This window comes from Nitrospira sp. M1 (genome assembly GCF_965152605.1).
This window is the reverse complement of sequence record NZ_OZ224217.1, coordinates 628,115-648,331: the sequence shown is the minus strand read 5'-3', so window position 1 is coordinate 648,331 and position 20,217 is coordinate 628,115. Positions and strand designations below refer to the sequence as shown.

General features: G+C 47.6%; 21 protein-coding genes and 1 pseudogene. 4 read left to right on the top strand and 18 right to left on the bottom strand.

Features of this window, described 5'->3' with window-relative positions; translation table 11 throughout:
- Nucleotides 1-74: 74 nt before the first annotated feature.
- From aroF to folD, 11 genes are all read right to left on the bottom strand, one after another.
- Complete coding sequence (gene aroF / locus ACWHX8_RS03090; protein ID WP_447970509.1) at nt 75-1,088, bottom strand: 3-deoxy-7-phosphoheptulonate synthase; 1,014 nt, start codon at nt 1,086-1,088, stop codon at nt 75-77.
- Nucleotides 1,089-1,107: 19 nt separating this feature from the next.
- On the bottom strand, nt 1,108-2,190 hold the full coding sequence (hisC, locus tag ACWHX8_RS03085) for a histidinol-phosphate transaminase (protein WP_447970508.1): 1,083 nt from the start codon (nt 2,188-2,190) through the stop codon (nt 1,108-1,110).
- A gap of 156 nt (nt 2,191-2,346) precedes the next feature.
- Entirely contained in the window at nt 2,347-3,432 is a 1,086-nt protein-coding gene (gene pheA / locus ACWHX8_RS03080) for a prephenate dehydratase (RefSeq protein ID WP_447970507.1), read from the bottom strand.
- A 657-nt stretch (nt 3,433-4,089) separates the two neighbouring features.
- Nucleotides 4,090-4,863, bottom strand: coding sequence for a hypothetical protein (locus tag ACWHX8_RS03075; RefSeq protein ID WP_447970506.1), 774 nt, complete (start codon nt 4,861-4,863; stop codon nt 4,090-4,092).
- 489 nt (nt 4,864-5,352) lie between these two features.
- On the bottom strand, nt 5,353-5,685 hold the full coding sequence (gene mazF, locus ACWHX8_RS03070; protein WP_447970505.1) for an endoribonuclease MazF: 333 nt from the start codon (nt 5,683-5,685) through the stop codon (nt 5,353-5,355).
- Nucleotides 5,685-5,927, bottom strand: a complete 243-nt coding sequence (locus ACWHX8_RS03065; RefSeq protein WP_447970504.1) for an AbrB/MazE/SpoVT family DNA-binding domain-containing protein — start codon at nt 5,925-5,927, stop codon at nt 5,685-5,687. Before ACWHX8_RS03065 ends, mazF begins: the two co-directional genes overlap by 1 nt.
- A 260-nt stretch (nt 5,928-6,187) precedes the next feature.
- On the bottom strand, nt 6,188-7,534 hold the full coding sequence (locus ACWHX8_RS03060) for an NAD(P)/FAD-dependent oxidoreductase (protein WP_447970503.1): 1,347 nt from the start codon (nt 7,532-7,534) through the stop codon (nt 6,188-6,190).
- A 116-nt stretch (nt 7,535-7,650) separates the two neighbouring features.
- The gene (locus tag ACWHX8_RS03055; protein WP_447970502.1) at nt 7,651-8,055 is read right to left on the bottom strand and encodes a type II toxin-antitoxin system VapC family toxin; all 405 of its coding nucleotides are present in this window, start codon (nt 8,053-8,055) and stop codon (nt 7,651-7,653) included.
- On the bottom strand, nt 8,052-8,273 hold the full coding sequence (locus ACWHX8_RS03050; protein ID WP_447970501.1) for a DUF6364 family protein: 222 nt from the start codon (nt 8,271-8,273) through the stop codon (nt 8,052-8,054). Before ACWHX8_RS03050 ends, ACWHX8_RS03055 begins: the two co-directional genes overlap by 4 nt.
- Nucleotides 8,274-8,409: 136 nt before the next feature.
- Nucleotides 8,410-9,219, bottom strand: coding sequence for a 3-methyl-2-oxobutanoate hydroxymethyltransferase (gene panB / locus ACWHX8_RS03045; RefSeq protein ID WP_447971850.1), 810 nt, complete (start codon nt 9,217-9,219; stop codon nt 8,410-8,412).
- Nucleotides 9,220-9,275: 56 nt separating this feature from the next.
- Nucleotides 9,276-10,133 carry a bifunctional methylenetetrahydrofolate dehydrogenase/methenyltetrahydrofolate cyclohydrolase FolD gene (gene folD, locus ACWHX8_RS03040; RefSeq protein WP_447970500.1) on the bottom strand — a complete coding sequence of 286 codons (858 nt, stop codon included), beginning with the start codon at nt 10,131-10,133 and terminating at the stop codon, nt 9,276-9,278.
- 375 nt (nt 10,134-10,508) lie between these two features.
- Here folD and ACWHX8_RS03035 point away from each other — a divergent pair, with 375 nt between their 5' ends.
- From ACWHX8_RS03035 to ACWHX8_RS03020, 4 genes and pseudogenes are all read left to right on the top strand, one after another.
- Nucleotides 10,509-11,486, top strand: coding sequence for a hypothetical protein (locus tag ACWHX8_RS03035; RefSeq protein WP_447970499.1), 978 nt, complete (start codon nt 10,509-10,511; stop codon nt 11,484-11,486).
- An 88-nt stretch (nt 11,487-11,574) separates the two neighbouring features.
- A complete protein-coding gene (locus ACWHX8_RS03030) occupies nt 11,575-12,150 on the top strand; it encodes a hypothetical protein (protein ID WP_447970498.1) in 576 nt (191 codons plus the stop codon).
- 89 nt (nt 12,151-12,239) lie between these two features.
- Nucleotides 12,240-13,213: pseudogene (locus ACWHX8_RS03025) on the top strand (IS110 family transposase).
- A 150-nt stretch (nt 13,214-13,363) separates the two neighbouring features.
- Nucleotides 13,364-13,738 carry a group I truncated hemoglobin gene (locus ACWHX8_RS03020; RefSeq protein ID WP_447970497.1) on the top strand — a complete coding sequence of 125 codons (375 nt, stop codon included), beginning with the start codon at nt 13,364-13,366 and terminating at the stop codon, nt 13,736-13,738.
- A 316-nt stretch (nt 13,739-14,054) separates the two neighbouring features.
- Here the strand turns inward: ACWHX8_RS03020 and ACWHX8_RS03015 are convergent, their stop codons facing one another.
- From ACWHX8_RS03015 to ACWHX8_RS02985, 7 genes are all read right to left on the bottom strand, one after another.
- Entirely contained in the window at nt 14,055-14,546 is a 492-nt protein-coding gene (locus ACWHX8_RS03015) for a peptidylprolyl isomerase (RefSeq protein ID WP_447971849.1), read from the bottom strand.
- A gap of 173 nt (nt 14,547-14,719) precedes the next feature.
- A complete protein-coding gene (gene rnc, locus ACWHX8_RS03010; protein ID WP_447970496.1) occupies nt 14,720-15,424 on the bottom strand; it encodes a ribonuclease III in 705 nt (234 codons plus the stop codon).
- A gap of 150 nt (nt 15,425-15,574) precedes the next feature.
- Nucleotides 15,575-16,825, bottom strand: coding sequence for a beta-ketoacyl-ACP synthase II (fabF, locus tag ACWHX8_RS03005; protein ID WP_447970495.1), 1,251 nt, complete (start codon nt 16,823-16,825; stop codon nt 15,575-15,577).
- A 142-nt stretch (nt 16,826-16,967) separates the two neighbouring features.
- Nucleotides 16,968-17,198: an acyl carrier protein gene (gene acpP / locus ACWHX8_RS03000; protein WP_447970494.1), complete on the bottom strand. Its 231-nt coding sequence runs from the start codon at nt 17,196-17,198 to the stop codon at nt 16,968-16,970.
- Between the two features lie 78 nt (nt 17,199-17,276).
- A complete protein-coding gene (gene fabG, locus ACWHX8_RS02995) occupies nt 17,277-18,020 on the bottom strand; it encodes a 3-oxoacyl-[acyl-carrier-protein] reductase (RefSeq protein ID WP_447970493.1) in 744 nt (247 codons plus the stop codon).
- A gap of 46 nt (nt 18,021-18,066) precedes the next feature.
- Nucleotides 18,067-19,005 carry an ACP S-malonyltransferase gene (gene fabD / locus ACWHX8_RS02990; RefSeq protein ID WP_447970492.1) on the bottom strand — a complete coding sequence of 313 codons (939 nt, stop codon included), beginning with the start codon at nt 19,003-19,005 and terminating at the stop codon, nt 18,067-18,069.
- Between the two features lie 381 nt (nt 19,006-19,386).
- Nucleotides 19,387-20,202 (bottom strand): SDR family oxidoreductase, encoded by an 816-nt coding sequence (locus ACWHX8_RS02985; RefSeq protein ID WP_447970491.1) that lies wholly within the window; start codon nt 20,200-20,202, stop codon nt 19,387-19,389.
- Nucleotides 20,203-20,217: the final 15 nt, after the last annotated feature.

The window sequence follows — 20,217 nt, the reverse complement described above, 5'->3', positions numbered from 1 at the left end:
ATTATGATATTGCCAAAAATTGACAAACAGAAGCTTCCCAATCGACGAAGAACGTCGGGCCTCGCATATGCCTACTATAAATCCCGCCCAACAGCTTCGGCAATGAGCTTCAAACTCGACATGAGATCTTTAAAGCGCGATGGCTTGAGCGATTCCTCTCCATCGCAGAGGGCGCATTCGGGATTGGAGTGAACCTCGATCAGCAAACCATCGGCTCCGCAGGCAATCGCGGCTTTCGCCATAGGGGCCACGAGGTTCCACTTTCCAGTCGCGTGACTGGGATCGACAATGACTGGCAGATGAGACATTTCCTTCAAGGTGGGAACAGCGCTGAGATCAAGCGTATTTCGGTATTGTGTTTCGAATGTTCGAATGCCTCGCTCACACAGCATCACGTTGCGATTGCCACGAGACATGAGATATTCAGCCGACAGCAAGAATTCTTTGATAGTGGCAGAAAGGCCGCGTTTCAATAATACCGGCTTATCATAATCGCCAACCTCTTTGAGTAATTCAAAGTTCTGCATGTTTCTGGCGCCAATTTGAATGATATCCGCCTTCTCTAAAAAATGTCCCAGATCCCTGGCGTCCAAAATTTCACTCACAACAGGAAGACCCGTTTGCTTGCGGGCCTCGACTAAAAAATCGAGACCTTCTTGACCGAGCCCTTGAAAGGAATAGGGAGATGTTCGCGGCTTGTACGCACCGCCTCGTAAAATTCCTGCCCCGGCGGACGAAACTTCCCTCGCAATCCCCACGGTTAACTCTCGCTTTTCAACTGCGCAGGGACCTGCCATGACGGCAATTTTCTTCCCGCCAACTTTAACCCCATTTACATCAATCACCGTGTTATGTTTCTGGAATTCGCGACTCACCAATTTCCACGGCGCTAACACCGGCGTCACACTCTCAACCCCAGGAAATACCGTGAGGGGTTGCCCTTGAAGAATCCGGTCATCCCCGATCACGCCCACCACAGTGCGCTCCTCCCCAATCGAAACCTGGGCCTTTAAACCTAATTCACGAAGACGCTCAACCAGATGCTCAACATCTTGCTCAGTCGCTTCCGGTTTCATCACAATGATCATAGAGCGGATTTCCTACCTTCTAAATATGACCTAACACAACTTTCAAGGCTTGAAGAAAGCGACGGTTTTCTTCGGGCTTTCCAACCGTCACACGAATCATTGAACCTTTAATATGCCGCACGATCACGCCTTCGCGAAGCAGACCATCAAACACCTGTCGCCCATCTTGCTTGGTATCAAAATAAAGGAAATTGGCTTGACTGGGAATGACCACCATGCCCAACTTCGTGAGCCCTGCTTCTAGGATCGCCATCTCTGTAGCATTGACGGATCGACTCGTCGCGACATGTTCTTCATCGTCGAGAGCCCCCAATGCAGCCAATTGCGCAAGGCTATTTGCATTAAATGGCGGACGTATTCGATTCACATAGTCAACAATCTCTGTAGATGTGACCCCATATCCTACACGCAATCCAGCCAAGCCATAAATTTTCGAAAACGTTCGCAAGACGACAACCGGGCGCTGCTGTTTCACATATTGCAGGCTGTCTGGATACTCGGCTGACCGGACATATTCATAATAGGCTTCATCAAAAACAACGATCACATGATCGGGAAGCTTAGCTAAAAACGCATCAACCTCCGTCATCGACACCATCGTGCCAGTGGGATTATTCGGATTACACAAAAAAACGAGTCGAGTCTTATCGGTCACCGCTGCGGCCATGGCAGACAAATCATGTCGCCAATCTTTCAGCGGCACTTCGACCGGCACGCCATGCGATCCTTGAACCGAAAGCTTGTACATCACAAAGGTATGATCAGCCATCACGGCTTCTTCACCCGGTGCTAAGAACGCTTTGATTAAGAGACTAATGACTTCGTCCGAACCATTGCCCACGATGAGTTGATCCGCCGACACTTTCCATCGTTCCGCCAGGGCTCGCCGCAAATAATGCGCTCCGCCGTCGGGATACCGGTTCAACGTCGCAACCCCCTCAGCCAATACTGCTTGAGCTTTTGGCGACGGACCTAAAGGGTTTTCATTTGAGGCAAGCTTAATTGCATTGGTTATTCCCAACTCGCGTTCTAACTCGTCCAAGGGCTTTCCTGGAGAATAAGGAACGAGAGAAGAAATATTGGGGTGAACGATTAACGGCATGTGAGAACTCAATGGTTAGAATAGAAACATCTCCACCGGCTTAATTCAAAATGTAAAATGAAAAGTGCAAAGTAACGGATCGGAGATGGAAACACCTGACCCTGCATTCAATTTCATCTATTTTGCATTTTTCACTTTGCAATTTACATTTCCCCTCTATCCACTTGCGGACGGATACGACCCTAAAACCTTCAAGAAGAGACAGCGCCCCTTCACTTCATCAATCGCCTTCTTTACCCGGTCGTCATCTTGATGCCCCTCCAGGTCCATGAAAAAGAGGTACTCCCAGACTTTACGCCTCGTAGGCCTGGACTCGATCTTCGTCATGTTAATGCCATAAGACGAAAATGGTCGAATCATGTCATATAACGCGCCAACCCGATCCTTCGCTGACACGATAATGGAAGTTTTATCTTTTCCGGTTCGCTCGGATCCACGTTGGGATAGGATTAAAAATCTTGTCGAGTTATGAATATTGTCTTCTATCCGCGATCTCAGAATCTTCAATCCATAGATTTCCGCAGCGATTTCAGACGCGATAGCCCCGGCGGTTGCATCATTAACACATCGTTCAGCCGCGCGCGCCGTGCTGGGTTCCTCTGCAATAACAGCTGCGGGCAAATTGGCCTCTAACCATTTACGACATTGCGCGATGGCTTGCGGGTGGGAATAGATCGTCTTAATGTGCTCGAGAGAGTCCGCCTTCGACAGCACATTGTGCGCAATCTCAAACATGATTTCGCCATAGATGAGCAAGGGTGAATCTACCAGCAAATCAAGGGTGTGATTCACCACGCCTTCGGTTGAATTTTCAACAGGCACAATACCAAACCGAATTCGCCCACGCTCCACTTCATCAAACACATCTTTAATGCTACTCACCGGAATATACTCTGCCGACTCCCCAAACTTGTTGACCGCTGCCAAATGAGTGAAGGTTGCTGGCGGCCCGAGGTATGCCACTGTTTGAGAGCCCTCTAACGAAAGCGAGGCCGACATGATCTCACGATACACAGGACGGATGGCCGAACTGGGAAACGGACCAGGGTTCTTTGCCGCTAATCGCTCGACAATAGCCGTCTCACGACCCTGGGTATGCAGGTGAGCCGAGGCATCCTTCTGCTTCTTTAAATGCCCGACTTGAATGACGTATTGCGACCGCTCATTCAGAATACGAAGAATTTCGTCATCCAAGCGATCGATATTATCGCGACAAGAGGGAATATCGTTAGGCAGTTCCACAGAGTCTACTCCGGGTTATATCAGTTTTCTATACTCCGACTTCGCGTTGTCCTGCTTCCCCTTTTTGGATACGGGAAAGACGTTTGGACAACATACACAACTATAACTAATTTGAACCGACCAGCATAGCCGGAAAACAAGGGGTTTTCAAGCAGAAGGTCTATGCTTATGACGAAGTTAAGGACAGCGAAACTGCAAAATTCGTTTCTAGGTGGGCACTAATATTTCAACGTACGATCAGCGACAACATACTTGGGAGAAATGCAGGAAAGAAATCTAAAACAGAAAGGGGCCATAAATCCCATATTTCTCTATAAGATCTAATCGTAACTTTATCTCAATTCGGATGTAGTTGAGCAGTTGAATGAATTTAATGATATATTCGGTGCCACTTTCCATTGGTCTGCAACCTAACGCCTAACCTCGTGAGGTATATTAGCTACTTACATACCTATAAATCGGTCTCAGCAGCGGGAGCAACACTTGGTGTTTATTTCCAGATTTACAAATGGTAGGTGGCCTCATTCAAGACTTTGGTGAGAAGACACGGTTACAGGAGTACTTCAAGAACTGGTCGCAGCTGAAAGCGGTCTAACTCAATTTGGAGCATTCCACGTAGCGATGACTATTTGGCTGTTCAATGAAACGGAACCACCTCTATCTTAAATCCACTTCTCTAGCTTTTGATAGCCACTTATTAGATGTATTGGACAAGGACAATTGAATATCATTCCTCGGCACATCATCCCAGAAAGCTGTAATGGCATTTGAAAACTCAAATATGTGCGAATCAGTGACCTTCAGGTGTGGATAATATAAATAATATCCTATGATATTTACATCCCACAAACGACCTAAAACTTCCTTCATAAATTGCGGATAATCCTCTTTCAATTTGTCGAATGAATGCCCAATCCCATGTTTATATACATTGACTACTAGCCGGCAGATATCAAGTTGCTTAAAATAGTGCTTGTCCCGCACCTGCCAGCCAGAACTTGCTAATAGATCAATAATATTGTCAAAGGTTGCTGTCCAAATTACGGCTTTCGCATTTGAATTATCCACCAAAAAAGAACGATCTAGACATATCGCAATCCATTTCCGAAGTTCTTTATCCCACGTATGGTACATACCCGCAACAACGCTTAATTGCGTTTGCTCATGCATGTCAGTTAACAATTCATTAAAAATGCATGCTTCATTTTCAGCAGGCACTAGCAAAAAATCATCTGGATCGTGGCAATCAGGATTAAACCCCGCGTTCGCATTTGAGTTCCATTCGTTCATATGCTTGTCCATCTCACCAGAAATATCTTCGAATTGTGACAGCAAACGTTTCTTAGCTTGTTCCACATAAAATTTGTGTTTCGTAATTAATTGTTGCCGATATGGTTCTTGCATTTGAAGAATAAACAGATCACTCATCATACTGTCCCTTTCCAATTGGAAAGAGCAAAGCAACTCTTACTAACATAGTAGAAGCCACGAAACAGATCGGTTACTGCGAACACGTCGTTAATCATGCGTAGTCCTATTCCATTCTGTATTGCCTAAATACAAAGATAAGCCCAGAGTTCTAATAGTGTTAAGCCCATGTAACAATATTTTCTAGTCGGTTACATTTTCATATTGAGAACTTCAAATACTTCATGACAGTAAAGGATTAGTCTCTCTACAGAAGTTATTACCTCTGAAATTCAAAAAATCCATTTTTGAGGCCATTCACAATCAATCTAGCTTAGCTGAATATTTAGATTCACAACTCAACTAGACCCGCCAAACGATTTTGGGATGCATCAAACTTGTGGGTGGGGCCATGAGCTTCATCACCTTCAAAAACTGGGAGTAGACGACCGCGTAGTGATATGTAGCACGATTGACCTTTGCAGGAGATACTGAAGTCGGGAGTAGCATGTTCTATTCAATAAGAGCGATGATTTTGGCTCGTACTTCTGCGAGTTCGTCTAGAGATACGCTACCTTTTCGCTTGGCCTTGCGGCTTCGCCAGTCGAGACTTTTCACTTGGTCGGCGAGAACTACGCTTGTCGGGTCACCAGAGATCAAGACTTCAAACGGGTAATGTTTAATTTGAGTCGTGATGGGACAGCAGATCATCAGGCTGGTTTTTTGGTTGTAAACCTTGGGACTCAGCACCAATGCCGGACGATGGCCAGCTTGTTCATGGCCCGTCTGTGGTGTGAAGTTTAGCCAAACAATGTCACCGGCTTGCGGAATATACCCACTAGCCATCACCAAGCTTCTTCGCCTTGCGGCTTTCCAAAATCCACCGCTCGATGTTGATTCTTAGACGTGATGCCTTTGAGTAGGTTTTTGAGATCGTATTTTTTACTGTGGATTGGTTCAATCACGATACGTCCATTTTCTTCCGTAATAGACACTTCTGATTCCGAATGAAGAGAGGCGGCTTCGAGAATATGTGACGGTATACGAATAGCCGCGCTATTACCCCATTTCTTTACCGTTGATTTCATATCAGCCCCTTAATGATTCTACATTGTATATACACCATATCATGGCTTTACAAAAGATGCAACATTGTGTATACATTTCTCGAAGCAGGAAAAGTGGGGACAAAAAAAGGTCTTCCGATCTCAGGCTACAAGAAACTAAAAACATCCAATAGATGTAATTGATCCAGTCATGGATGTGGGAAGTGCGACTCAAGACCTGCCCTTGCTCTGGATAACCATCCACGACAACCGCGATTGCTGGATAATTTCACCACAGTCTTTTACTCAGACCCGCCGCGCAACACCCGCCAGACAATCTTGGGATGCATCAAACTTGTGGGTGGAGCCATGAGGTTCATGACTTTGAGAAATTGTGAGTAAACGACAGGATCGTGCTGCGTGGCACGATGGACTTTGGCGAGGTAGGCATTGGTGAGATCAGTCATCGCTGGCTTCTTGCCTACGGTTTCCGGATATCGGAAATCCTCACAGGCGGCCATTTGCCAGGGAATGTCCACGACCTTGGCGATTCGCTGAAAGAATGGCCGCCATAGACCAGTCAGGCTTGGCTGTTGGCGTAAGAGAGCATCAAGGGCTTGAACCTGCATGGCCGCAGAGGTCATCCCTTGTCCATAAATTGGATTGAAGCTCGCAATGGCATCGCCTAAGACGAGATAGCCTTCTGGAAACCGAGTTAGGTTCTCATAGCGGCGACGAAGACTCGATGGGAATTTATAGGTAAATACATCTGAAAGCGGTTCAGCACGACTCACGACATCGTAGACATCCGAGACAGGCAGACGACGGATAAATTCAAGATACTCCGACTCATCTGTTGGCGGATGATCTCCAAGCCACCCACCGGCAGAGACAATCCAACGATCGTGTTCGACAGGAAAAAGAAAAGACATATGCTTTTGCCTTGGTGGCGTTGGGGAAATCATCACCAGTTTTGCCCCAACGAGATCGTTCTCCCGACGTCGATACAGACGAGTCGCATATCCGACTCCAACCTTGACCTCATCTTCGTGCGGTCGCTCATACCCCAAATGCTCCAGCCACTTACCAGCCGACGAACCACGTCCCGCCGCATCGACAACTAGATCTGCGTCTATGGTCGTTTCGTCTGCTCCGTCGTTTCCAGTCACTACATGAACACCAAGAACTTGAGTCCGATCGTTGTTCGTCATCAGTCCACGTACGGGACAGGCAGATTGAACTGTCACATTGGGCAATCGTGAAACATAGTGACGAATGTTCCACTCTAAAAATATTCGACTCACCGAAACAGCATGAAGTCCGCTCCTAAATTGCTTCTTGTACCCATCAAAGTGATACCAGCGAATCGCTTCACCCATATCTGAAATAATGGCTCCACCATTAATCAGAGCCTCCTCCAGATCGGGGAAAAGATCTTTGATGATACGAAACCCTTGGGCAAGAAGGCCGTGGAGATGGCGGGTGTGAGGCTGACCTCGGCGAGATTCAGGATGATCGTGTACGACATCACGTTCGAGAATCGTGACTCGTTCGAAATGATCGCTTAAGACACGAGCCGTAAACAGCCCGGCTAAACTGCAGCCAATAACCACCGCATGCGTTCGCTGGTTTGGTAAGTTTTGAGTCATGTAGGACTTATGCTTCGTAAGAAGCGCCTTTCGCCCAAACAAAGATCATCACTCGTTCATCATCATGTAGACATACGAGTGGCAAACTACTCTTGGATTCAATTATGAGGATTTGCTCAATTCTTGAACAAGTTGTTTTGGCGTGATCGCTTTAATGGATAAATTCGTATAATCACGAATGTTTCGTGTTGCGATACCCTCGGCTCTTCCTGCAACCGCCGCAAGACCTGCATCACATTCTCAAAGTCCTTCATGGGTAACTGACAGGCATATCGTAAACTTTCCGTCGTTGTCGGAGCGACCTGAACGAACCGAGTCAACTCTTCAAGATACACCCTTGTCTCAGGCGCCCCTTTAATAGGAGCCACAAGATAAAAAAAGTTGGAAAGCGTATGCCATGAAACAAACCCCGTGCTGACGCCCCCCTCCAATGCCTCAAGCAAGCCCACAGAGGCATCAGCATGTGGGGTGCGATTCAGAGCTGTATCAATCAACACACCTGTATCAATGAGGATATTCACAAATATTTCTTGATTAGTCGCGTATATCGATCATCATTGCGACCAGCTGCTTGAAACTTCCCATGCCATCGTTGCGCAAACGATTCTTGCACTTTCGAACTGATCTTTTTCAGAGTCGTTTCAATGAGCTGAGAAAGTGAAATGCCTTGCGAACGAGCATATTGTTTGGCTTTGGGCAATACCTCCTCATCAATCGTTACGGTGAGCTTCGTTATCATAGGATCCTCCGTATACGTATCAACATTATTAGTATACGTAATATTCCTGGCAAGCTATAGCGAACCAAATACTTACAATGAAAAGGGGTAAAGGACTAACCTGTCAATGTAACTAGACGGATTATCAGGAAACGAGTTAATGATAACTCTCTGAGTCGGAGGGGAATTTGGCGCATTCGACTTCTTCTTTAAATCGACTGAGCGCCTGCAGTGCATCGGCTTTGAGGTGAGCATACGGCTTGACGAATTTAGGCACAAAGTCATCGAACAGCCCAAGCAGGTCATACAGCACCAGGATTTGCCCATCACAATGTGGTCCCGCCCCAATACCGATTGTCGGAATCGAGAGATGTTCCGTAATCGTCTTGGCTAAGGCCACAGGCACAGCTTCGAGCACCAACGAAAAAGCACCGGCATCTTCAAGGGCTTTGGCATCGGCGAGCATGGCTTCGGCTTGGTCTCCTTCCTTTCCTTGGACTTTATAGCCACCGTACTGATTGACAGATTGCGGAGTCATGCCGATATGAGCCATCACAGGAATCCCGAATCGCGTCAACGCTTCGACGCGATCAATCACCTGACTCCCGCCTTCAATTTTTATAGCTGCTGCCCCGGCCTGCAGAAAGAGTCCGGCATTGCGCACGGCATCTTCGACACTGGCTTGATAAGACATAAACGGCATGTCACCAATGACAAGCGACTTTTCTGCCGTCTGCGCTACCAGCCTCGTATGATAGAGCATATCGTCCATGGTGACTGAGAGGGTATTTGGCTTTCCCTGAACCACGACTCCCAGAGAATCGCCGACCAAGATCGCTTCAATGCCCGCTTGTTCGACAATCCGCGTAAACAGCGCATCGTAGGCCGTCACGACCACGAGCTTTTCTCCCTGACTTTTGCGCTGCTTGAATTCTGGAACGTTCATCAATGTTTCACTCTTTTTTATATTTAACTCTGGTCATAGGGGAAACTAGGAATCGCTATCCTCAGGGAAATGAAGACTTATTGCTTAGCAAAGCGCTTGGCTGATTCTAACGTATTTTGCAAGAGCATGGCGATGGTCATCGGACCAACCCCGCCCGGTACAGGCGTAATCCACCCAGCCTTCTCTTTAACCGGCTCAAAATCCACATCACCCACTAAACTCCCATCCTCTCGTCGATTAATACCGACATCAATGACAATAGCCCCCTCTTTAATCATCTCAGAAGTGACAAATTGCGTACGCCCGATCGCCGCGACCACAATATCAGCTTCTCGACACACAGCTGGTAGGTCTTGGGTGCGCGAATGACACACGGTCACGGTGGCATGTCGATGCATCAACAGTAGTGCGACAGGCTTTCCCACAATATTGCTTCGACCGATGACGACCGCTCGCTTTCCCGTGATTGACTGTCCGGTTGACTCAATCATGTGAATCACGCCTTTGGGCGTACACGGCGTAAACACCGGTTCCCCCTCAACTAACCGTCCAACGTTATAGGGATGAAAACCATCGGCATCTTTGTGCTGAGAGACAGCTTCTAAGATGGGTTTACTGTCAATATGTTTGGGAAGTGGGAGCTGCACGAGAATCCCATGAATTTTGGGGTCGGCATTAATTTTGTGAATAAGCGTCAGCAACTCATCTTGAGTCGTGGATTCAGGCAACTTATATTCTTCAGGGTAGAGTCCAGCTTTTTCGCAGGCAATTTTTTTATTTCGGACATAAATGGCCGAAGCGGGGTCTCCCCCCACCAACACTGCAGCTAGTCCTGGACGAATCCCAGTTTGCTCATGAAACTCAGAGACTTCTTTTGCAATATCAACTCGTATTTGCTGTGCTAAGACTTTTCCGTCGATAATCTGTGCTGCCACATTCCCTCCTCTGTATTCCGAACATTGGTCTTTCAGACGTTCACGATATCAAGCTTGAAAAAACTTCGTCAATCTAGACAAAGTAGAGACTCTAGCCGACTCACTAATTTTTAATGTGTGAAATGGGAACTCACGCTGGCTTGTCAGGCGAAGACAGGCTTAAACGTAGGTTGCCTACTTGGCCGACCAAGGGTTAATCATTGATCGTAGCCAAGGTCACTGCCCGATGCTTATTGGGATTCGCTATATTTCTTGACAGCTCTCGAAATGGTCACTTACCATACTGTGTGAAGCAACTATCCCACCACCTCTTCTTGTTCGCACTCAGCATTTGTACGTTTTTCACTTCACCGCTTAAAACCAAAGGGTGTACCGATGAATAGTCATGTCGCATCTTCGACGAAAGCCCTTTGCTTGATACTATGGACTTGCACCGTTTTCACTCCAACATTGGCGTATGCTCAAGCCATTATCAACGACCTTGCTGCCCCTCAGAGCATTATTGCGAATTCTGAAAAAGGGTATCTGGTCGCCAATGCCAATGGGGACCCGGGGAATCGAGATAACAAAGGATTCATTTCTCAACTTGATGACGCTGGAAAGCTCACCCACACTCACTTTATACAAGGTGGGAAAAATGGGACGGTCCTTAATTCGCCTACAGGCATGGTAATTGTCGGCGACATTCTCTATGTAGCCGATATCGACACCATTCGAGGTTTTTCGAGAAAAACAGGGGAAAGCGTCTCCTCCGTCTCCATGACTCGCTATCACTGCTCAACGCTCACGGGGCTTACCGCCAATACCGATGGACAGCTCTTTGTGTCGGACACTGCCACCAATGCTATTTATCAAATAGACCCCGCACAGGAATTCGCCGTCTCCCTAGTCATTCAAGACGAAGCCCTCTCCGGGCCGCGCGGATTAGCCATCCATCCACAGACTGGACGTTTAACCGGTGTGAGTTGGGAGGGGGGAAAAGTCTTTGAAATCAGTGAATCCGGGACGATCAAAGAATTACTCGCCAACTCGTTTTTTTCTCGTCGTTTTCAAAATTTGGATGGGATCGCATTTGACCGGTACGGCAGCATGTACATCTCGGACATGTCGGCAGGAAAAGTCTGGAGGGTTCTCGCCGACTTAAAGAAACAAGTAATTGCCGAGTTTCTGGTTTCGCCAGCCGGCATAGGCGTTGATCGTGAAAAACACCTGATTCTCGTGCCCTATCTCTACGCCAACGGGGCAGAAATTAATGGATTAGAACAACCGTCTAATTCAGGAAAAAAACGAAAACCTCGCGACTTGTCAGATTATGGTCTTGGGTGGACAAAGAAAGATCAACCCGATGAGTAAATGTCAACACTGCGACCAACGAAAAGGCAAACGCCCCTGCCCAGCCTTGAGCGGATTCATCTGCAGTCAATGCTGCGGAACCTATCGCATGAGTAAAATTTCCTGTCCTCCGGATTGCGTCTACCTTGACACAAACCTGGAGTACCAGCAAAAACGCGTTGGGGTCCATTTCGAGCAAGATCGTCGAACATTTTATCGTGAATTGATGGAATTGGGAGGGGAGCGTGCAGCCGAAGTGTTCTACGTCTTAGAAGCCATCACCTACCGATTCTTCCAGTCACGACCCGAAGCCCAAGATGGTGAAGTGATCGATGGCCTCAAACACCTTCGTCAATCTTTCAGCCCGATTCATATTCCCGGGGCGGCACCACCTGCCTTTGGAGAGGAACTCAAAAAGGAATATAAAACGTTGGATGATCGCCAACCCCTAGATACCCACATGGTTACTCAGGTGCTCGATCGAGCAAGTCAGTTTATTCAAGAATTTTCTGGGGAAGGGCTTCGATCTCACCGCTTTCTCAGTGGGCTCATCGGCTACATCAAGCTTCGGCATCCAGATGTTGCCGAGCAACTCGCTCGTCAATCTGGAGCCGGGGGAAGAATCATCATACCCAGTGGCGCTCCACTCGACGACTCGCCATCAGTTGCCCAACAACCCTCATGACTAGATGATGAGGTGGACAGCCCCTATTACAAATTAAGTTGAAGCCTTTACCATAGAGCTTTTAACTTTTAAAAATAGGAGGCTCCACTATGGGCATCACTACGATTGGAATTGACATTGCCAAGAATGTCTTTCAAGTCCACGGTGTTGATGATGAGGGCAACACCGTACTTCGTAAAAAGCTAAGACGTAACGTCGTCCTCCCTTTTTTCAGAAAACTCGAACTCTATCTGATTGGCATCGAAGCCTGTGCAACTGCCCATCATTGGGCACGTGGACTGAGTGCTTGGGTCACACTGTCAAGCTCATGCCTCCAACGTATGTGAAACCGTACGTCAAATGTTCCAAAAATGATGCGGCTGATGCTGAGGCCATCTGTGAAGCGGTCAACCGACCTACCATGCGATTTGTCCCAGTCAAAGATGAAGCCCAGCAGGCTGTCCTAATATTGCATAAGACGCGGGACCTCCTGACTCGGCAGAAAACCATGCTTATTAATGCACTCCGCAGTCATTGTGCGGAATATGGCATCATTGTTTCCATAGGGGTTCAAAATATACAAAAACTTGTAGAGAAGATATCCGAAGAAAGAAAGTCACCATTCCCAAAGTTAGCCAGTACCACTATGCAAATACTGATTGAGCAATTAAAGACGTTGGAGACAAGACCTCAGCATCTAGAGGAAGAATTGAAAAACTGGCATTACAATAACGAGATTAGTCAGCGGATGGCCACTGTGCCCGGCGTAGGTATCATCACCGCGACTGCTATTGCTGTCACCATTACTGAGGCAAACCATTGTAAGTCAGGGCGACAATTTTCCGCGTTTTTAGGATTAGTACCAAGACAGTTTTCAAGTGGCAGGAAAGAACGCTTAGGTAGGATATCCAAGAAAGGAAATCGATACGTCAGGCGATTGTTAATTGTTGGTGCAACATCGATGCTTCGGCATTTTCGGGATAAACCCGGGAAAGAAGCCGACTGGATGCGACAACTTCTTGAACGTCGTTCTCCACACATTGTGTCGGTGTCCTTGGCGAATAAAATGGCACGGATTGTGTGAGCGGTCATGTCGCAGCACACGGTGTATCGACCAGAAGGAGCGGCTTCTTAGGATGATGGCCCACATAGCCGAGCTTTTGACTTTGACAAGTGGTCAGGATACCTTGCGGAATGACATGGCATCTCAGCTTTTTAACTAAGGAGGCGGAAATTGAGCACTCAAAAAACTCTGTATGCACGTCTTGGTGGCTATGATGGAATCACCACGTTCGTCAATGATCTCTTACCACGGTTACAAGGCGACTCACAATTAGGGCGATTCTGGCAAAATCGTGGAAATGATGGTCAAGCACGAGAAAAACAATTGCTGATTGATTATATATGCACGAGTGCGGGTGGCCCCATGTATTACACGGGGCGAGATATGAAGATGACTCATGTTGGCATGAAAATTAGTGAAGGAGATTGGACAATATTCTTGGAACATGCTGGGGGCACCATGAAAGCCCTGCAGGTTCCCCAACAAGAATGTGACGAAGTGGTGGCTTTCGTCTTAAGCTTGAAAGCGGATATTGTCGAGCCATAAACAATCTACCAAGACGTTGCATAGGATATTGGAATGGGTCGTAAGGTGAAGAGGGTCTGATGAATAACCGGTTCTGCCGGAGATTGGCCAAACCCGTTGACGATTATGCGCTTGTATGCGCGCTCGTGATGAGTGGGACCCGATCTCAGCGGGTTCCATCAAGGCCCGCGGTCATGGGTGCCGCACCAAGAGGCCGGACACATGACGACACTTGACCTGGGTTGCATTGATCTAAACGCCTGCGTTCCCGCGGGGCTGTCCACACATAATCGTCAAACCAGGATACCCTATGCCTCGTACGAATATGTGGTGAGGGTTATTCCACGACTTCAATTGTCATCTCAATGCGCTCAAGTGGATTGTCGCGCGGGTCTCGAGCTTGACTCACGATTTTATCAATAATATCAAGTCCCTTCACAACCTCTCCAAAAATCGTATATTGCCCGTCAAGGTGTGACGCTTTATCAGCCATGATGAAAAACTGTGAACCGGCGCTATTGGGATCCGCAGTTCTGGCAGCGGAGAGAATACCTTTTTCGTGAGCGACCTTGCTAAATTCCGCTGGCAATGTGTAGCCAGGACCACCAGTACCATACGACTGGACTTTACTCGGATCTTTCGTATTTGGATCTCCACCCTGAATCATAAACCCCGGTATCACGCGATGAAAAATTGTCCCATTATAAAATCCAGACTTGGCCAATTTCATAAAACTCTCAACATGTTTCGGTGCCAACTCTGGGAAAAACACAATTTCCATTTCACCAAACTTGGTCTTGAGTATGGCATGCGGGGCCTCCGACGACATGGACGTCTCTTCGCCAGCCAAGGCAATGCTCGCAGAACCAACCAAGCCAAGCGTTCCCCACGACATGAGGACCAAACCGACACATACGATACTCGTTCTTATCAATCCTAAGCGGCGTACACTCTCCATAAACCTAGCTCCTCTCCCTGAGTCCTTGAAAATGAATGTCGTGATTATATCGCATCTTCTGCCAACCCTTTTTCCAGTGCTTCACGGGCAGCGATTTGTTCCGCTTCTTTTTTGGTTTTCCCGATACCGCGGCCACGAACTCGATCATTAATGAACACTTCCATTTCAAAAACTTTTTGGTGATCGGGACCTGTTTCCTGAACAAGCCGGTAGTCAGGATTCATATCGAACTTCTTATGCGAAAGCTCTTGGAGGTGGCTTTTATAATCACCTCTGAACTCCCCGTCTGCTGCAGTCTGCAGTTGGCCAAGTTCGGGGTTCAACACTCGAAGGATAAAGGTTCGAGCCTGCTCACTTCCACCATCAATATACACCGCAGCAATGATGGCTTCCAAGGCATTCGCGAGTAATGAACTTTTTTGTCGTCCAGCAGTCGCTTCCTCTCCTCTGCCCAACCGCAGCCAATGTCCCAACTGCAAGCGGGTCGCAGCCTTCGCCAAGGAGGAACGGCTCACCAAGAACGCTTTAATCTTCGAGAGTTCTCCCTCATCTGCATGCGGAAATAACGTAACAAGATACTCACTCACCACCAAGGCTAAGACGGCGTCTCCTAAAAACTCTAACCGCTCATTGTCTTTTCCAGCCTTATCCTGACTGCCCTGCGAAAAAGACTTGTGCGTCAAGGCTGTCTGCAAGAGCTCAGGCTTACGAAACACATATCCAAGTGTAGTTTGGACGTCTGACAGCACGGAGTTTCCATTATCAATATTTGGCGAAGTCCTAGAACCTGCTCTATTTTGTCACAATAATATCGGATTATACCACAATTGGGGGAAGGGACGGTTTGGGAACCAGACGCGTCTCACGCACACAGTGAAACCCCTAGACGATACAGCCCTTTACTCAGCAAAGCCTTTGAATATCAAACAAGCATTGACACCTCCAAACCCGAACGCGTTCGATACGGCAGCGGAAATGTTTACATCCCTTGCTTTGCCGGGGATATAATCTAAATCGCAATCAGGATCAGGGGTCTCAATATTCATCGTGGGTGGCAACCGACCTTCGCGCAATGCCAATGTGGTGAAAATAGCCTCTATCCCACCAGCAGCTCCCAAAAGATGACCCGTCATAGACTTTGTGGAACTGACCGGGATACTATACGCCCGCTCTCCGAAAACCTTCTTGATGACTCCAGTTTCTACACTATCAGCAAACGTCGATGTTCCATGAGCATTAATATAGCCAATATCATCTTTTGATACTCCTGAACCCTGGAGCGCACGCTCTAAACATTTTGTCGCCCCACTCCCATCTTCAGGCGGTGCGGTGATATGAAATGCATCACTATTCATCGCATATCCGACGACCTCGGCGTAAATTTTCGCGCCTCGAGACCGAGCCTGCTCTAATTCCTCCAAGACCAACACTCCAGCGCCTTCGCCAATCACAAAGCCATCACGATCTTTATCAAATGGACGGCTGGCATGTTCAGGATCATCGTTCCGTCGCGACAAGGCCTTAGCCGAAGCAAAGCCAGCTAGAGCGGTCGAACAAATCGTACTTTCGGCCCCTCCGACAATCATCGTATCCGCCTCACCATGTTGAATCAGACGAAATCCGTCACCGATACTATTGTTTCCTGACGCACAGGCTGTGACAGCACAGGAGTTGGGGCCCTTGGCACCAAAACGAATCGCGACCTGGCCAGACGCCAAATTAATAATCACCATGGGAATAAAAAATGGAGTCACACGATCAGGACCGCGCTCAAGCAACACTTTATGATAGTGCTCAATGGCAGGCAGCCCTCCAATCCCCGATCCGATATACACGCCAACACGATCTGCATTTTCTTGAGTAATCTCAAGTTTGGCATCATCGACCGCTTCTTGACTCGCGGCGACGGCATACTGGATAAATGTATCCATCTTCTTAATTTCTTTTTTCTCAATATAGTCAGCCGGATTAAAGTTTTTGACTTCTCCAGCGATCCGGGAAGGATAGTTCGTGGCATCAAAACGCGTGATGGGGCCAATGCCAGATTGTCCGGCACATAAAGCCTCCCACGTTTTCGACACACCAATTCCCAGTGGCGTCACGAGCCCCAAACCGGTTATCACGACTCGTCGTTTCAGGTCATTGCTCATGATACCGATACCCCTCGAGCTTCACTCAAGTCAGCCAGAAAGATAGTGGGCAGAAACATTAAGGGGCGCAAGAAAAACAACGACACCTCTCTGGACATAGAGTTCTCCTGATTACAGGATGGGTTCACTCTAGGCAATTTCATTACACTTTTTCTTTAATGAAATCGATGGCCCCACCAACGGTCTGAATTTTTTCAGCATCTTCGTCAGGAATTTCTACATCAAATTCTTCTTCTAAGGCCATCACGAGCTCAACCGTATCTAATGAATCCGCACCGAGATCATCAACAAACTTCGCATCATGGACAACCTCGTCCTCTTCCACACCTAATTGTTCAGCAATAATTTTTTTAATGCGATCTTGTACTTCCATGGCCCATCCTCCTAATGTCAAATTGTAACCTGAATATCATGAATCACCAGAAACTTCGTTATACCACTTTAGCCATGCTCATGCCATGTGCATACCACCATTGACATGCAAGACTTGCCCCGTCACATATCCCGCTGCCTCGGAAGCAAGAAAACACACAGCTTCGGCAACATCAGTGGGTTGCCCCAAACGCTGCAAGGGAATCTGCTTTAACAGGGCATCTTTGACGTCCTGCGAAAGGCCTTGGGTCATCGCCGTATCAATAAATCCTGGAGCCACAGCATTGACCGTGACCGTTCGACTTGCGTACTCACGGGCCACGGTCTTGGTAAACCCAATCACCGCCGCCTTCGACGCCGAATAATTCGCTTGCCCGACATTGCCAATGGCCCCCACAATCGAGGCAATATTAATGATACGACCGGATCGTTGTTTGCTCATGGAAGACAAACAGGCTTTCGTACAATTAAAGGTCCCTGTCACATTCACCTGCAGAACGAGATTCCAATCGTCCTCTTTCATCCGCATCAATAATCCATCTCTCGTAATTCCCGCATTATTGACTAAAATGTCAATATGGCCCCATTCTTTGAGAACCTGATCCATGCTAGCCTTCACGGAGTCCCACTCTGCAACGTTAACTTTTAAGGACATGGCCTTACGGCCTTGACCTTCAACTGCCGCCACAGTGTCCTTGCATCGATCAACATCAAGATCCATCACCACAATATCTGCACCATCACGAGCGAGACAGGTGGCAATTGTTTGGCCAATTCCTTGAGCCGCGCCCGTAACGACCGCGACCTTTCCTTCTAACGCCATAGCAGTTTCTCCCGACTCTTCGTTGCTAAGAGCTCATGCAATCCCATCAGGAAGCCAAAGACGAACGAACAGCCTGAAAGGATTCCGCATTATCAACATTCCACATTGTTGCTTTGGGTAAAATACGTTTTACCAGCCCTGACAAGACTTTCCCTGGACCAACTTCAATAAATGTATCGACTCCCATCTCCGCCATATATTGTATTGATCGTGACCATTGAACCGGCGATGGCAATTGACGGATTAACGACGCGCGCACATCGTCAACCTTCGTTAATGATCTCGCTTCTGCATTGTTGATCAACGGGACGTGTAAATCAGACCAATCGAGCGTCGCCATATCCGCCTGCAAACGATCTGCCGCCACTTGCATCAACGGCGTATGAACTGGAACACTGACAGGAAGCGGCATCACCCGACGGGCTCCCTGCTCCTTCAACAGCGCAATGGCTCGCTCGACAGCCACTTTTTCCCCGGCAATAACAATTTGACCAGGACAGTTGAAATTGGCTGGCGCGACGACACCCTCAGACTGCGCATCGTGACAAGCCCGTTCGACTTCTTCTTCAGATAACCCCAGCACCGCCGCCACTAACCCCGTTCCCGGAGCCACGGCCTCCGACATGTATTGTCCTCGTTTTTGAACGAGTTTGACCGCATCAGAAAACGAAAGCCCCCCAGCAGCCACAATGGCCGAATATTCTCCAAGGCTATGTCCGGCAACGGCAGTAGGTTGAATCGGTATCTGATCAAATAATGACAATGCTGCAAGACTCGTCACGAGCAATGCCGGTTGAGTATATTCAGTTCGATTAAGTTTTTCTGATGGCCCGTCAAAGCACAACGCAGCCATATCATATCCCAGAACATCGCTGGCCTCCTGATACAATCCACGAACATGGGGATCAGACTCATGCAACACGTGCCCCATGCCAACACTCTGAGAACCTTGTCCAGGGAAAAGAAGCCCAATGGAATGTGTCATAGTTTTACACTGTCATAAACGACAGTTGATTTACTTAACAGAGACTCCTAGTGACCCGTTTTGGTTAACTTAAGCAGCGACATTGTTGTCCGAGTCAGGGTCACACAGTGAACTGCCATATTGTTTCACTGGGTTACTAATATTCGTGGTAGAAGCGCTAGTTTCCTGTCACGGTTATTTACGGCAATACCAGAGTCAACGTCGGGTTGAACAACACAATAAGACGGACTCCATAGTAACATTGGTTTGCTGATTTTATAGGTACAGCCTCCCTAGTATGCTGCTCAGTTATTTACGGCATTACCTCACTAACAACCGATTGAGAACAAAAATGGCAATAGCTTAGAGATATTGGCTCTTTAACAATTTTGGTACAGCATACTAGTCAACAATAAATTCTCCTCCATCGACACAGATGACGTTTCCGGTTATCCATTGACTCTTTGGTTGGCTTAAGAGACCAATGGCATCCGCAACATCCTTCGGCAATGTTAACCGTCCAGATGGATTCTTGCGTTTGGCAAGAGTAATCATTTCTTCAGATCCTGGGATTTTTCGTAATGCAGGGGTGTCGGTTACTCCCGCCATAATGGCATTCGCGGTAATACCTAATGGAGCCAACTCCAGAGCTAATTGTCGGGTATGAGATTCTAAAGCAGACTTAGCTGCAGAAACAGCACCATACGTTTTCCATACCCGTGCGCCACCTGCACTCGTCATTGAAAATATTCGTCCGCCCCGCCCCATACATTGCTGATCGAGTAAGGCTTGCGTCCAATACACTAAGCTATTCGCCATGACATCCAACGTCATATCAACTTGTGGTTTTGACACAGCTTCGGCTTGGGATTGCGCAATATAGGGCTTTAAAGTCCCAAAAGCCAATGAATGCAGGAGGACTCGGACAACGAGAGGAGAACCCATCTCTTCTGCCTTTGCCTGCATCGCGGAAAGAATTTCGCTGCGTTTATCAGAGTCGGCAGCATTGGCATTAAAAAATACGGCTGTTCGTCCCAATCCTTGAATGTCTTTTACAATTCGATCCACATTAGGAAGGGTAGATTTCCGATCTAAATGCACACCAAAAATATTTAATCCTAACGAGGCCAATTCCAAAGCGACAGACTCTCCGAAACCACTTGAGGCACCTAAAATCAAGGCCCATTGCCCTTCTAAGGGCTTGATCGTTTCGCTCATAATTTCCTCACTTTC

Excerpts from the sequence above, each read along its gene's own strand:
- ACWHX8_RS03050 (WP_447970501.1), bottom strand. The coding sequence starts at position 8,273 with ATGATAACGAAGCTCACCGTAACGATTGATGAGGAGGTATTGCCCAAA.
- ACWHX8_RS03060 (WP_447970503.1), bottom strand. The coding sequence starts at position 7,534 with ATGACTCAAAACTTACCAAACCAGCGAACGCATGCGGTGGTTATTGGC.
- fabD (WP_447970492.1), bottom strand. The coding sequence starts at position 19,005 with ATGACACATTCCATTGGGCTTCTTTTCCCTGGACAAGGTTCTCAGAGT.
- hisC (WP_447970508.1), bottom strand. The coding sequence starts at position 2,190 with ATGCCGTTAATCGTTCACCCCAATATTTCTTCTCTCGTTCCTTATTCT.
- acpP (WP_447970494.1), bottom strand. The coding sequence starts at position 17,198 with ATGGAAGTACAAGATCGCATTAAAAAAATTATTGCTGAACAATTAGGT.
- ACWHX8_RS03065 (WP_447970504.1), bottom strand. The coding sequence starts at position 5,927 with ATGAAATCAACGGTAAAGAAATGGGGTAATAGCGCGGCTATTCGTATA.
- fabF (WP_447970495.1), bottom strand. The coding sequence starts at position 16,825 with ATGAGCAATGACCTGAAACGACGAGTCGTGATAACCGGTTTGGGGCTC.
- ACWHX8_RS03075 (WP_447970506.1), bottom strand. The coding sequence starts at position 4,863 with ATGATGAGTGATCTGTTTATTCTTCAAATGCAAGAACCATATCGGCAA.
- fabG (WP_447970493.1), bottom strand. The coding sequence starts at position 18,020 with ATGGCGTTAGAAGGAAAGGTCGCGGTCGTTACGGGCGCGGCTCAAGGA.
- ACWHX8_RS02985 (WP_447970491.1), bottom strand. The coding sequence starts at position 20,202 with ATGAGCGAAACGATCAAGCCCTTAGAAGGGCAATGGGCCTTGATTTTA.
- ACWHX8_RS03035 (WP_447970499.1), top strand. The coding sequence starts at position 10,509 with ATGAATAGTCATGTCGCATCTTCGACGAAAGCCCTTTGCTTGATACTA.
- ACWHX8_RS03015 (WP_447971849.1), bottom strand. The coding sequence starts at position 14,546 with ATGTCGTCGGAGGCCCCGCATGCCATACTCAAGACCAAGTTTGGTGAA.
- ACWHX8_RS03030 (WP_447970498.1), top strand. The coding sequence starts at position 11,575 with ATGAGTAAAATTTCCTGTCCTCCGGATTGCGTCTACCTTGACACAAAC.
- aroF (WP_447970509.1), bottom strand. The coding sequence starts at position 1,088 with ATGATCATTGTGATGAAACCGGAAGCGACTGAGCAAGATGTTGAGCAT.
- mazF (WP_447970505.1), bottom strand. The coding sequence starts at position 5,685 with ATGGCTAGTGGGTATATTCCGCAAGCCGGTGACATTGTTTGGCTAAAC.